The sequence below is a fragment of the Mycobacterium sp. 852002-51961_SCH5331710 genome (assembly GCF_001665535.1).
In the GTDB taxonomy this organism is placed as follows: domain Bacteria; phylum Actinomycetota; class Actinomycetes; order Mycobacteriales; family Mycobacteriaceae; genus Mycobacterium.
In genome coordinates this window covers 1-12,897 of record NZ_LZSQ01000106.1, presented here as the reverse complement: position 1 = coordinate 12,897, position 12,897 = coordinate 1, and the positions used below count along the sequence as shown (strand labels likewise).

The 12,897-nt window shown below is 68.9% G+C and carries 12 protein-coding genes; 2 read left to right on the top strand and 10 right to left on the bottom strand.

Annotated elements, in window-relative coordinates; all coding sequences use genetic code 11:
- Positions 1-31 precede the first annotated feature (31 nt).
- From meaB to mutA, 3 genes are read right to left on the bottom strand one after another with little or no spacing between them, the layout of a single operon-like run.
- Positions 32-1,024 (bottom strand): methylmalonyl Co-A mutase-associated GTPase MeaB, encoded by a 993-nt coding sequence (meaB, locus tag A5752_RS17990; RefSeq protein ID WP_067088245.1) that lies wholly within the window; start codon positions 1,022-1,024, stop codon positions 32-34.
- Positions 1,025-3,274 (bottom strand): methylmalonyl-CoA mutase, encoded by a 2,250-nt coding sequence (gene scpA / locus A5752_RS17985; protein WP_156613983.1) that lies wholly within the window; start codon positions 3,272-3,274, stop codon positions 1,025-1,027.
- Positions 3,275-3,293: 19 nt separating this feature from the next.
- Positions 3,294-5,111 (bottom strand): methylmalonyl-CoA mutase small subunit, encoded by a 1,818-nt coding sequence (gene mutA / locus A5752_RS17980; protein WP_067088242.1) that lies wholly within the window; start codon positions 5,109-5,111, stop codon positions 3,294-3,296.
- A 99-nt stretch (positions 5,112-5,210) separates the two neighbouring features.
- Here mutA and A5752_RS17975 point away from each other — a divergent pair, with 99 nt between their 5' ends.
- Positions 5,211-5,957, top strand: coding sequence for a TVP38/TMEM64 family protein (locus A5752_RS17975; RefSeq protein WP_067088240.1), 747 nt, complete (start codon positions 5,211-5,213; stop codon positions 5,955-5,957).
- A gap of 17 nt (positions 5,958-5,974) precedes the next feature.
- Here A5752_RS17975 and A5752_RS17970 read toward each other — a convergent pair whose 3' ends face one another.
- Entirely contained in the window at positions 5,975-7,183 is a 1,209-nt protein-coding gene (locus tag A5752_RS17970; RefSeq protein ID WP_067088237.1) for an SPFH domain-containing protein, read from the bottom strand.
- Between the two features lie 30 nt (positions 7,184-7,213).
- On the bottom strand, positions 7,214-7,645 hold the full coding sequence (locus A5752_RS17965; protein ID WP_067088236.1) for an NfeD family protein: 432 nt from the start codon (positions 7,643-7,645) through the stop codon (positions 7,214-7,216).
- A gap of 60 nt (positions 7,646-7,705) precedes the next feature.
- Here A5752_RS17965 and A5752_RS17960 point away from each other — a divergent pair, with 60 nt between their 5' ends.
- Positions 7,706-8,557: an Rv1486c family protein gene (locus A5752_RS17960; protein ID WP_067088234.1), complete on the top strand. Its 852-nt coding sequence runs from the start codon at positions 7,706-7,708 to the stop codon at positions 8,555-8,557.
- Here A5752_RS17960 and A5752_RS17955 read toward each other — a convergent pair.
- From A5752_RS17955 to A5752_RS17935, 5 genes are all read right to left on the bottom strand, one after another.
- A complete protein-coding gene (locus tag A5752_RS17955; RefSeq protein WP_067088232.1) occupies positions 8,554-9,540 on the bottom strand; it encodes a ferrochelatase in 987 nt (328 codons plus the stop codon). The genes A5752_RS17960 and A5752_RS17955 overlap by 4 nt on opposite strands.
- A gap of 3 nt (positions 9,541-9,543) precedes the next feature.
- The gene (gene inhA / locus A5752_RS17950) at positions 9,544-10,353 is read right to left on the bottom strand and encodes an NADH-dependent enoyl-ACP reductase InhA (protein WP_067088230.1); all 810 of its coding nucleotides are present in this window, start codon (positions 10,351-10,353) and stop codon (positions 9,544-9,546) included.
- 37 nt (positions 10,354-10,390) lie between these two features.
- Positions 10,391-11,167: a 3-oxoacyl-ACP reductase FabG1 gene (fabG1, locus tag A5752_RS17945; RefSeq protein WP_067088228.1), complete on the bottom strand. Its 777-nt coding sequence runs from the start codon at positions 11,165-11,167 to the stop codon at positions 10,391-10,393.
- Between the two features lie 60 nt (positions 11,168-11,227).
- Positions 11,228-12,238 (bottom strand): VWA domain-containing protein, encoded by a 1,011-nt coding sequence (locus A5752_RS17940; RefSeq protein ID WP_067088226.1) that lies wholly within the window; start codon positions 12,236-12,238, stop codon positions 11,228-11,230.
- Between the two features lie 23 nt (positions 12,239-12,261).
- On the bottom strand, positions 12,262-12,897 hold a 636-nt coding region (locus A5752_RS17935), incomplete at its 5' end, for a vWA domain-containing protein (RefSeq protein ID WP_231983452.1).

Sequence of the window (12,897 nt, the reverse complement as noted above, 5' to 3'; positions counted from 1 at the left end):
TCGTAGCCCCGGCAAATAAACCTGGCGTTACCTATTTGTTAGGTTCACCCACGTCAGAGGCATCGAGCAACTGCTGCGCAGCAAGCGCGGGCGTGAGCTCACCGTCGCGCACCTGACGCTCGATCTCGGCGCGGACCCGCTTCACGTTCGGATTCGACAGCACCCGGTCGAGTACCGCATCGCGCACCATCGACCAGGTCCACTCGACTTGCTGGGCGCGCCTGCGAATCTCGAACTCCCCCGAGTCGGTGAGCACGTCGCGGTGTTTGAGCACCGTCGCCCACAGCTCCTCGAGACCCGTTCCTTCGAGCGCGCTCATCGTGAGAACAGTTGGGCGCCAGAGGGTTTCGCGTGGATAGATGAGGCGGATCGCGCCGGAGAGCTCACGAGCTGCCCGCTTGGCCTCGATCGCGTGCTCACCGTCGGCCTTGTTCACCACGACGACGTCGGCGAGTTCGAGCACACCCTTCTTGATGCCCTGCAGCTGGTCGCCGGTGCGGGCGAGGGTGAGGAACACGAATGTGTCGACCATGTTCGCGACCGTCACCTCGGACTGGCCCACGCCGACCGTCTCGACCAGCACCACGTCGAAACCTGCCGCCTCCAACAACACGATCGTCTCGCGCGTGGCCTTGGCGACCCCGCCCAACGTCCCCGAGGTGGGCGACGGGCGGATGTAGGCGTCGGGGTGAACGGCCAGCTGCGCCATCCGGGTCTTGTCGCCAAGGATCGACCCCCGGGTGCGCGTGGACGACGGGTCGACGGCCAACACCGCGACGCGGTGACCCTGCTCGATCAGGTACATGCCGAGCGCTTCGATCGTCGTCGACTTGCCGACGCCGGGGACCCCGGTGATCCCGACGTGTAGCGAGCTGCCCGCGTGCGGGGTCAGCTTCAGCAGCAGTTCCTGCGCCTGCTCGCGGTGATCGGCGCGCGTCGACTCGACCAGCGTGATGGCCCTCGCCAGGGCGGCACGGTCGCCGTCCACCACGGCGGCCGCGAGGTCGGCGGTCCGGTCGGCCATCTAGTCGAGGCGGTAGCCCAGCCGCTCGGCCAGCTTGTGCAGCAGGCCGACCGCCGCGTCGGCGATGACGGTGCCGGGCGGGAAGATCGCGGTGGCGCCCGCGGCGTAGAGCTCGTCGAAGTCGCCCGGCGGGATGACCCCGCCGACGACGATCATGATGTCGGGCCTGCCGACCTCGGCGAGGGCCTCACGCAGGGCGGGCACCAGGGTGAGGTGCCCGGCGGCCAGCGACGAGACGCCGACGACATGCACGTCGTTGTCGGCCGCCTGCCGCGCGACCTCTTCGGGCGTGGAGAACAGCGAGCCGACGTCGACGTCGAATCCGATGTCGGCGAACGCGGTCGCGATCACTTTCTGCCCGCGATCGTGTCCGTCCTGACCCATCTTCGCGATCAGGATGCGCGGCTGGCGACCGTCGGCCTCGGCGAACTTCTGCACTAGGTCGGTGGCTTTCGTGATGTTGCTGACGCCGTTCCCCCCCAACTCATCGCGGTAGACGCCGGCGATCGTACGGATCTCGGCGACGTGGCGCCCGTAAACCCGCTCGAGCGCATCGGAGATCTCGCCAACGGTGGCCTTGGCGCGCGCGGCGTTGATCGCCAGGGCGAGCAGGTTGTTGCCGAGCCCGTCGCCGCCCGCGGCCTCGCGGGTGCCCGCCGCCCGGCTCAGCTCGGCCAGCGCGGCGTCCACCTCGGCCTGGTCGCGTTCGGAACGCAACCGTTCGAGTTTGGCGATCTGCTCGGCGCGCACCCGGCTGTTCTCGACCTTGAGGACCTCGACCTCGTGGTCCTCGTCGACCTGGTACTTGTTGACGCCGATCACGGTCTGCTGCCCGGAGTCGATCCGCGCCTGCGTGCGCGCGGCGGCCTCCTCGATACGCAGTTTCGGGATGCCGTCGGAGATGGCCTGGGCCATCCCGCCGTGCTCGACGACCTCTCCGATGTGCATCCGCGCGGCGGTCGCGAGTTGATGGGTGAGCCACTCGACGTAGTACGAGCCGCCCCACGGGTCGATCGGGCGCGTGGTGCCCGACTCCTGCTGCAGCAGCAACTGGGTGTTGCGGGCGATGCGGGCCGAGAAGTCGGTGGGCAGCGCCAGGGCCTCGTCGAGCGCGTTGGTGTGCAGCGACTGGGTGTGTCCCTGGGTGGCCGCCATCGCCTCGATGCACGTGCGGGCGACGTTGTTGAACGGATCCTGCGCGGTCAACGACCAGCCCGACGTCTGCGAATGTGTGCGCAGCGAGAGCGATTTCGGGTTCTTCGGGTTGAACTCGGCGACCAGCTCGCTCCACAGCAGCCGGCCGGCCCGCAGTTTGGCGACCTCCATGAAGAAGTTCATGCCGATGCCCCAGAAGAACGACAGCCGCGGTGCGAACTTGTCGACGTCGAGCCCGGCGTCGAGACCCGCCTTGATGTACTCGACACCGTCGGCCAGCGTGTAGGCCAGCTCGAGATCGGCTGTCGCACCGGCCTCCTGGATGTGGTAGCCGGAGATCGAGATCGAGTTGAACTTCGGCATCTTGGCGCTGGTATAGCCGAAGATGTCGGAGATGATCCGCATCGACGCCTGCGGCGGATAGATGTAGGTGTTGCGGACCATGAACTCTTTGAGGATGTCGTTCTGAATGGTCCCGGCGAGCTTCTCCGGCGGCACGCCCTGCTCTTCGGCGGCGACGACGTACAGTGCGAGGATCGGGAGCACGGCGCCGTTCATCGTCATCGACACCGACACCGTGGACAGGTCGATGCCGTCGAAGAGCTGGCGCATGTCGAGGATGGAATCGATTGCCACACCGGCCATTCCGACATCGCCCTGCACCCGCGGGTGGTCGGAGTCGTAACCGCGGTGGGTGGCCAGGTCGAACGCAACCGACAGGCCCTTCTGACCCGCGGCGAGGTTGCGCCGGTAGAACGCGTTGGACTCCGCCGCGGTGGAGAAGCCCGCGTACTGCCGAATCGTCCACGGCTGGTTGACGTACATCGTCGGGTACGGCCCGCGCACGAACGGCGGCTCACCCGGGAAGGTGTCGAGCGGATAGCCGGCGGCGACGGCGACATCGCGGTCGGCGCCGATGTAGACGGGTTTGACGTCGATGCCCTCCGGCGTCACCCAGTCCACCTGATCGGCGCCGTATCCGTGTGCCGCGGCGGCCGCCTCGACGTGCGCGGTGACGGCTTCCTCGGTCGGCGCCTCCGCACGCTTGTCGCCGTGCAGCGGGACGTCGGCGAAGCTACCGATGGTTTTCCCGATCCCAGCCGTGGCAGTCACCTCAGGCCCCCAATCCGGTGAGCAGGTCCGACAACGTGGCGACCGCGTCGATCTTCGCGGTCAGATAGCCGTCCGGTTTCGATTCCGCTTCCGCGACAGCCTTTTCCGGCCCGGCGAGCAGCACCCGCGACACACCGGCCGCACGCGCGGATTTCACCGCGGCGGACGCCTCCTCTGCGTAGCGGGCGTCGGTGCCGCAGATCACGGCGATCGGCGGGGCCGGGTCCGCCTCGGTCACCGCTTCGATGCCGCCCGACGCGAGCAGGTTCGTCGCGAAGGTGGTGCGCACGTTGTGTTCGGCCAGCGGGCCGAGCGGCAGCAGGAGCACCTTCGGCCTGGCGCCGTTCTTCTCGAAGAAGGCGTCGGAGCGGTCCCGCAGCGCCTCGAAGCCGGCTGCGTAGCGCGCCACTCCAGACAGCGAATCACCCTGCGGCAGCACGGGTTCGGCGATGTTGGGGAACTCGTTCACGCCCGTCAGCGCGGTGCGCCGGTGAGCGATGTCGTCGGCGCGCCGCTCGGCGACCTCAGCGATCTGGGCCGCGATGTGGTCGCGGGCCTGTTCGAAGCCGCCGCGGGATTCGATGTCCTGGAAGTGCTTCCACGCCTGTTCGGCGAGTTGTTCGGTGAGGTCCTCGACATGCCAGGAACCCGCCGCCGGGTCCAGCACGCGGCCCAGGTGCGATTCCTCCAGCAGCAGCAGCTGCGTGTTGCGGGCCATGCGGCGGGCGAAGCTCGCGGAGGTCCCCGGGAAGCCGCCTTCGATCGCGACGTCGAACGGATGCACCTCGATGGTGTCCGCTCCCCCGACACCGGCCGAGAACGCGGCCACGGTGGTGCGCAGCATGTTCACCCACGGGTCGCGCTTGGCCATCATCGGCAGCGACGTCACGGCGTGCAGGGTGGCGGCCCCGTGCTCCGGCGCCCCGACCACCTCGGCGACGCGGGCCCACAGCAGCCGCGCCGCCCGCAGCTTCGCGATCGTCATGAACTGATCGTCGTCGGCGGCGATGCGGAAGCTGATCTGGCGCAACGCATCCGAAATATCGAGGCCGCCATCGCCCAGCAGGCGCAGGTAGCTCACCCCCGCGGACACCAAGCCGGCGAGTTCCCACGACGCGTTGGCGCCGAGGTTGTGGAACGCGGGGCCGTCGACGGCGATGGCCCGGACCCCGCCGCGGTATTCGCCGAGCTTCGCAGCGGCGGTCACGACGACCGCGGCCTCCGGGGCTTCGCGTCCGCTCAGCGGCGCGGTGAGCGGATCGGCGCCGAGGTCGACCGACAGCCGGGAGCGTTGATCCTCGTCGAGATCGCCTAGCAATCCGAGCACCGCATCGGCCGCCGAAACGTAGTCCGGGCCCGCGATCTCGAAGATCACCGGGACGAGGTCGAGGAAGACGCCGTCGAACAGGCGATCCAGTTCGGCGGCCGCGACGCCGGTCGACGCGCCGACGCGCACGACGAGGGCGCTGACTCCTTCGGTGAGGGCGAGCAACACCGCGCCGTTGTGTTCGGCCACGGTGCCAGGCCCGTTCGCAGGGAACGCCTCGGCGACCCGCCAACCGGCTTTGACGTCGCGCAGTGCGTCGCTTCCGCGCACGAACGGCCACTGTCCGGGCAGCGGCGGTTCGGGCAGCGCGTCGACGCTGGTGTACAGCGGACGGATCGCGAAGCCGTCGTAGGTGGGTGAATCCAGCAGTCGCTCGGGTTCGGCGGGCAGATCGGCGGGATCGCGCCGGGTGCTCTTTGCCAGCACCCCGGCGACCGCTGAGCGCCAACGCTCGCGACTGGCCTCGACCGCAGTGGGTTTCTGCACGGTCATCAGGCTAAATGATCGCCATCACACCGATGTCCGCCGGGCGGTCGACTCACGGCGTCGCGAGCAGGTGTCAGCCGCCGCGGTTCCGTAGTGTTGGTAAGCGTGAACTCCGTCGTCAGCACCCTTCGCGCGGTCCGCGGTGCGGTGATTGCGACGCTCTCGAGCGTCTCGCGGGCGCGTCTGTTGGGGTCGGCGGCGGCGATTGTGATTCTCGTCGCAATCGCATTGCTGGTCCCGGTGCCGACCGCGGTGCAGTTGCGCGACTGGGCCACCTCGGTCGGGCCGTGGTTCCCGCTGGCGTTTCTGGCCGCCCACATCGTGGTCACCGTGTTCCCGTTCCCGCGCACGGCGTTCACGCTCGCCGCGGGCCTGCTCTTCGGCCCCGTGCTGGGCATCCCCCTCGCGGTCACCGCGGCGACCGTCAGCGCGGTCATCGCGCTGCTGCTCGTGCGGGCGGTCGGCCTGCAACTGAATCGGGTGGCGCGTCATCCGCGGATCCAGGCCGTCGACGCGCGGTTGCGTGCGCGCGGATGGCCGACGGTGCTGTCGATGCGGCTGATCCCGGCCGTGCCGTTCGCCGTGCTCAATTACGCGGCCGGCGTGTCGTCGGTGCGCGTGCTGCCCTACACGCTGGCCTCCCTGGCCGGGCTGGTGCCGGGCACCGCCGCGGTGGTGGTCCTCGGCGATGCACTCACCGGCAACGTCAGCCCGCTGCTCGTGCTGATCTCGTTCTGCACGGCCAGTTTGGGCGTCGCGGGGCTGGTCTACGAGATCCGCATGCACCGGCGTCATCACCGCGAGCAGACCGCCGCGAACGACGTCGATCAGCCGGTGCGGGTGACCGGATAGCGCCCCGACTCATCGGCTCAGCGCGAATGCGCCCCGCCGCCGAGGTCGTTCGGCGCCGGCGGCGAGACATTCGTCTGCTGGCCGATCCCCGGGAACGACGGCGGCGGGGTGACGGCCGCGGGACCGTCCACCGAGGTGCGCGCCTCGGCCTCGGCCTTCGCCACGGCGCGGGCGATCTCGGGATCGGTTTCGGTGTTGAACCAGTCGGCGACCTCGTCGTCGTCATCCTTGACCGGCACGTCGTCGACGGGCGAGGGGGTGTAGCGGAAGACGCCGTCCTCCCCCGGTGCCCCCAGCAGCTTGGTGAAACCCTGTAGCGCCGAACCGAAGTCGCTGGGCACCAGCCACACCTTGTTCGCCTCGCCCTTGGCCATCTGGGGCAGGGTCTGCAGGTACTGATAGGCCAGCATCTCGGGAGTGGGGCGGCCCGCCTTGATGGCCGCGAACGTCTTCTCGATGGCCTTCGCCTGGCCCTGCGCCTGCAGGTAGGCCGCGGCGCGTTCGCCCTGGGCGCGCAGCATGCGCGACTGACGGTCGGCCTCGGCGGCCAGGATCGCGGCCTGCTTCGCGCCTTCGGCGGCCAGGATCTGCGCCTGCTTCTGACCTTCGGCCTGCTTGATGGCCGATTCGCGGTTGCCCTCCGCGGTCAGGATCATCGCGCGCTTCTCGCGGTCGGCGCGCATCTGCTTCTCCATCGAATCCTGGATGGACGGCGGCGGATCGATGCTGCGCAGCTCGACGCGCGCCACCCGCAGGCCCCACCGGTTGGTGGCCTCATCGAGCACGCCGCGCAGTGCGGTGTTGATCTGGTCGCGCGAGGTCAGCGTCTGCTCCAGCGTCATGCCGCCGACGAGGTTGCGCAGCGTGGTCGTGGTCAGCTGCTCGACGCCGACGATGTAGTTGCTGATCTGGTACACCGCTGCCTGCGGGTTGGTGACCTGGAAGTACACGACCGTGTCGATCTGCACGGTCAGGTTGTCCTCGGTGATCACCGGCTGCGGTGGAAAGGACACCACCCGCTCGCGCAGGTCGACGCGGGCGCGGATGCGGTCGATGAAGGGCAACAGCAGCGTCAGCTGACCCGACACGGTCTTGCTGTAACGACCGAGCCGCTCGATCACGGCGGCCTCGGCCTGCGGTATCAGGGCGATCGACTTCGCGACGATGATGGCGGCGAAGACAACCAGCACGCCGACGAGCACCAAGCCGGCGACGGCTCCATCCATGACGATTCCTTCCCTCGTACCCAGTGTGTTCTAGGCGAGCTTCTGGACGACGGCGGTCGCGCCGTCGATGTGCACGACGGTCACCTTGTCCCCGGGTTCGTACACGTCGTTCTCGTTGAGCGGGCGCGCCGTCCAGACTTCGCCGTCCAGCTTCACCTGCCCCTCGTGCTGCGCCACCCGATCCAGCACCAGCGCGCTCTTGCCCTCGAGCGCCTTCGCCGGGTCGGGCAGGCCGCTTCCGGCCTGGAAATGCCTGCGCAGCGCGGGACGCACGAGCACCAGCAACAGGATCGAGACGACGGCGAACACCGCGCCGTGGACCCACAGATCGTCGAAGATCAGGCTCGACCCGGCGGCCGCCAGGGCCCCGCCGCCGAGCATCAGCAGGAACAGGTCACCGGTCAGCGCCTCGGCACCGGCGAGCGCCAGCGCGGCTATCAACCAGATCAGCGCAGCGGGCATGACGCCACCCTATCGTCGCGCCCGACCGTGTGCGGGCGTAACAACTACACTTCGAACATCATGTGGTGTCCCAGTGTTTCGCTGTCGGTGTGGGCCAATGCCTGGTTGGCAGGCGTGGCCGCGCCCGACGACGTGCTCGACGCGCTTTCACATTGGGCGCCAAAGCATTCCGTGACGGCTTATGACTCCGTGGCGGCCGGTGCGACCGGCCTGCCGTGGCCCGATCTGGTGGATGCGGGGGCGGTGTCGATGCTGCAGACGCTGCGCACGGCCGCCGGCCCCGGTGTGACCCGGCCGCCGATCGGACTGGCGCTGCCGGTGCCCGGCGACGTCCGGGGACTACCAGCGGGGACCCAGTTCCAGCGCGACGCGGTGACCGCGGGCGAGGCCATCGTCGTCTCCGGCGTCGGCTCCATCGGGCTGGTACCGGATTTCGAGTACGACGACGATCCCGGGGACGACGACGAGTACGACCGCGACCCCTGTGGCCTGTCGTGGACGGTGTACTCGATACCCGAGGCGTCCACGCCGGCCGAACACATCGACCTCGGCGAGGCGGAGTATGCGCTGCGGTCGGCGGTTCGCTCGGCGGCCGACGCGCTCGGGACGTTGCGCGCTGGAGCGGCCGAGATCGATGTGGAGGATCCGCGCGGGCTGGTCGAGCAGGTGCTCGAATCCACCCGCAGGCACCGCCTTCCCGACCACGCCCCCAACCGGGCGGTGCGCGTGCTGGAGAACGCCGCGCACGTCGACGCGATCATCTCGGTCAGCGCCGGGCTGATTCCTATCGGTCTGCACAGCTCCACCGAGGTCGAGATCGCCAACGACGCGCTGCGACCGCTGTCGTCCGTGGTGCGCTCGGCGCGACTGGCCGCGGTCGACGCGGTCCTGCATTCGGCCTGGCAGGGCTAGCCGCAGGCCGGCGTGCACACCACGCCGTCGACCGAAAACCCCTGCAGAGGCGGCGGATTCGCGCCCGCCACCCGTTCGGGATCGCGGCCGTCACGCAACTCAGCGAGCAGTTCGGCGGCGACGCGCGCGAGTTCGGCGTTCGGCGTCGCGGCCCTGGCGAACGCCACCCCGGCCTCCTCGGCCTGAAGGCGCAGTTCGTGATCGAGGTCCCAGACCACCTCGATGTGATCGGCGACGAAACCGATCGGGCAGACGACCACAGCCTTGGTTCCGGTATCGGCGAGCGACGAAAGACGGTCCCCCACATCGGGTTCCAACCACGGCACCTGCGGGGGTCCGGACCGTGACTGCCACACCTGGTCATATTCGGCGTATCCGGCCGCGGCCGCGACGAGGCTGGAGGCGTAGGCCACCTGCCGCTCGTAAAGCTCAGTGCCGCAGCGTGATCGCGCGGACAGCGGGATCGAGTGCGCGGTGAACACCAGGCGTGCGCCCTCGGGCACCGTCCGCGCGGCGGCGGTGACCGCATCGGCGAACATCTGCACGAACAGCGGGTGGTCGAAGTACTGGCGCAGCTTGACCAGCTGCGGGGCCGAGGCGCCGGCGGCCCGCCGCCCTCTGGCGATGTCCTCGACGTACTGGGTGCAGCTCGAATAGCCGCCCCAGGCCGAGGTGGTGAACACCGCCGCGCGCCGCACCCCGTCGTCGCGCATGGCGGTCACCGCGTCCTCGACGTAGGGCTCCCAGTTGCGGTTGCCGAAGTACACCGGCACGTCGATGTAGGTGCGCAGCCGCTCGATCACGGCGCGGTTGATCCCGTTGATCGGTGAGACACCGTCGAAATGCAGGTAGTGCTCGGCGACCGCCGCCAATCGCTCCCGCGGGATGCCGCGCCCGCGAGTGACGTTCTCCAGGAACGGGATCACGTCCTCGGGGCGCTCCGGCCCGCCGAACGAGAGCAGCAGGACGGCGTCAAAATCCATCTTCTAGAGCAGCTGGGTGCTGGCGCCGCCGTCGGCGTAGATGACGGTGCCGGTGGTGGCGGGCAGCCAGTCCGACAGCAGGGCGCACACGGTCTTGGCGACGGGGGTCGGGTCCTTCATGTCCCAGCCGACCGGGGCGCGTTGATCCCAGCCCTCCTCGAGCAACCGCATCTGCTCGCCGGCCTCGGCGCCGAGGGCGCCGCCGACGATTGCGCTCATCGCGAGCGTGCGGATCGGGCCCGCCGCGACGAGGTTCGAGCGCACACCGTAGGGCCCGGCCTCGCGAGCGACGAAGCGGTTCACCGACTCCAGCGCGCTCTTGGCCACGGTCATCCAGTTGTAGGCCGGCATCGCGCGGGTCGGGTCGAAGTCCATACCGACGATGCTGCCGCCGCGATTCATGATCGGCAGCGTGGCCTTGGCCAGCGAGGCGTACGAATACGCCGAGATATGAATGCCTTTCGAGACGTCCTCATAGGGGGCGTCGAAGAACGGGTTGATGCCCATCCCGGATTGCGGCATGAAGCCGATCGAGTGCACGACGCCGTCGATCTTGTTGCCTTCGCCGATCACCTCGGTGATGCGTTCGGCCAACGAGTCGAGGTGCTTCTCGTTCTGCACGTCGAGTTCCAGCAGCGGCGCCGGGTTCGGCAGCCGGTCGGCGATGCGCTGGATCAGCTTCATCCGGTCGAAGCCTGTGAGCACCAATTCCGCGCCGGCCTCCTGGGCGACCTTGGCGATGTGGAACGCGATCGACGAGTCGGTGATGATTCCCGTGACGAGGATGCGCTTGCCTTCGAGCAAACCGGTCATGTGAAAGTCCCTCTCTCTACGTGAAGATCGTGAAGATCTAGTGGCCCATACCCATGCCGCCGTCGACGGGGATCACCGCGCCGGCGATATAGCTCGCATCCTCGGACGCCAGGAAGCTGACCGCGCCCGCGACCTCCTCGGCGGTGCCCACGCGCTTCGCGGGGATGAAATCGAGCGCCCCGGCCTGGATCCGCTCGTCGAGCGCACGGGTCATCTCGGTGTCGATGTAGCCGGGCGCGACGACGTTGGCGGTCACGTTGACCTTCGACAGCTCCCGCGAGATCGAGCGGGCCATGCCGATCAGCCCGGCCTTGGCCGCGGCGTAGTTGGCCTGGTTGCCGATCCCCCACATGCCCGACACCGAGCCGATGAAGATGATCCGGCCGAACCGCTTGCGCTGCATGGTGCGCGAGGCCCGCTGGGCCACCCGGAACGCCCCGGTCAGGTTGGCGTTGATGACCTCTTCGAACCGGTCCTCGGTCATCCGCATGAGGAACGCGTCCTTGGAGATGCCCGCGTTGGAGACCAGCACCTCGACCGGGCCCTGATGCTCCTCGACCTCCTTGAATGCGCGGTCGACGGCCGCGTTGTCGGTGACGTCGCACACCACCCCGAACAGCCCTTCGGGGGCCCCGGAACCGCGGTGGGTGACGGCGACCTTGTGACCGTCGGCGGCGAGGCGCTGTGCGATCGCCAGACCGATACCGCGGTTGCCGCCGGTCACCAGCACGGAGCGGGAGACGAAAGGCGGACGACCGCCTGCCGATTCGGATTCGGCGGTCGCTCCGGTGTCCTTGCTCGCCTGCGCAGTCATGCCCGCCAACCTATCGCCTGCCCGCCATTCTTAAGAAATCGCCTTAGTGAAGCGTGGCGCTCACAGCGGCAGCCGGCGGTTGATCAGCAGCGCGGCGACGGCCGCCACGGCCGCAAACAGCGCGCCGAGCCGGAGCCAGCCGGTGGTCGCCTCGCCGCGGACCGTCTCATAACCGATCTGGTCCTGCAGGGTCTCGTAGACCTTGTTCAGTTCGTCGAGGTTGGATGCGGTGTAGGACTCGCCCCCGGATAGCGCGGCGACCTTCTTCATGCCCTCGTCGTCGACGGGAACGGGCACCCGCTCGTTGTTCACCTCGACCGAGCCGTTCGGGGTCCCGAACGAGATCGTCGAGATCGGCACGCCCTGGTCCTTGGCGGCCCGCGCGGCGGTGAACGCGCCCTTCGGGTTGTCCGGGTTGTTCGGCACGGTCTCCTTGCCGTCGGAGAACAGCACGATGTGCGCGGGCGGCGGCGTGTCGCCACCGCCGATCACGGCGCCGACGGTGGAGATCGACGAGAGCGCGGTGAAGATGGCCTCGCCGGTGGCGGTGCGATCGGCCACCTGCAGATTCTCGATCGCGCGCCGGCTCGCGTCGCGGTTGGTGGTCGGCGACACCAGGACGTTGGCCGTGCCGGCGTAGGCGATCACGCCGAGGTTGATGCCCGGGGTTAGCTCGTCGACGAATTTCTTCGACGCCTCCTGCGCGGCGGCCAGGCGGCTCGGTTCGACGTCGGTGGCGCGCATCGACTGCGAGACGTCCATCACCAGCATCACCACCGCACGGTTGCGGGGCAGCCGCTGGTCATGGGTGGGTCCGGCCAGCGCGATCGTGCACAGCAGCAGCGAGACCGCCAGCAGCGCCGCGGGAATGTGGCGCAGCGGGCTCGGCCGTCTGGGCGCCACGCTGTCGAGCAGTTCGGTGTTGGCGAAGCGCTGCAACCGTTTTCGCCGGGCGGCCTGCGCGGCGGCGTACAGCCCGGCAAGCGCCAGCAGCAGCACCAAGAACAGCAGGAACCACCAGATGTGCTGAAAGCCGGTGAGCGAGAGCGGACCCAGCAGTGGAAGCGTCATGTCAGATCGTCATCCCTTGCGCATCAGTTCGGTAGACGACGGTTGATGAACAGGGCCGCCAGGGCCGCCATCACGAGCGCGAACGTTCCCAGCCGCAGCCAGCCCACGCTCGCGTCGCCCCGGATCGTCTCGTAGCCGATCTGCTGCTGCAGGTTGGCATAGACCTCGCGCAGCTGCTGGAGGCTCGACGCGGTGAACGCCTCGCCGCCGGACAGATCGGCGATCTTCTTGAGCATCTCGTCGTCGACCGGCACGGGTTGGCGTTGGTCGTTGATCTCGACGTAGCCGTACGGCGTGCCGAACGAGATCGTCGAGATCGGCACGCCCTGGTCCTTCGCGGTGCGCGCCGCGGTGTAGGCGCCCTTCGGGTTGTCCGGGTTCGACGGCACGGTCTCCTTGCCGTCGGAGAACAACACGATGCGCGCCGGCGGGGGTTCGTCGCCGCCGCCGATCACCGCACCCACGGTGGCGATCGCCTGCAGCGCGGTGAAGATGCCCTCGCCGGTCGCCGTGCGGTCGGCGAACTGGAGCTTGTCGATCGCGGCCTTGGTGGCCTCCCGGCCCGTGGTCGGCGAGACGAGAACTCGCCGCCGGACAGATCGGCGATCTTCTTGAGCATCTCGTCGTCGACCGGCACGGGTTGGCGTTGGTCGTTGATC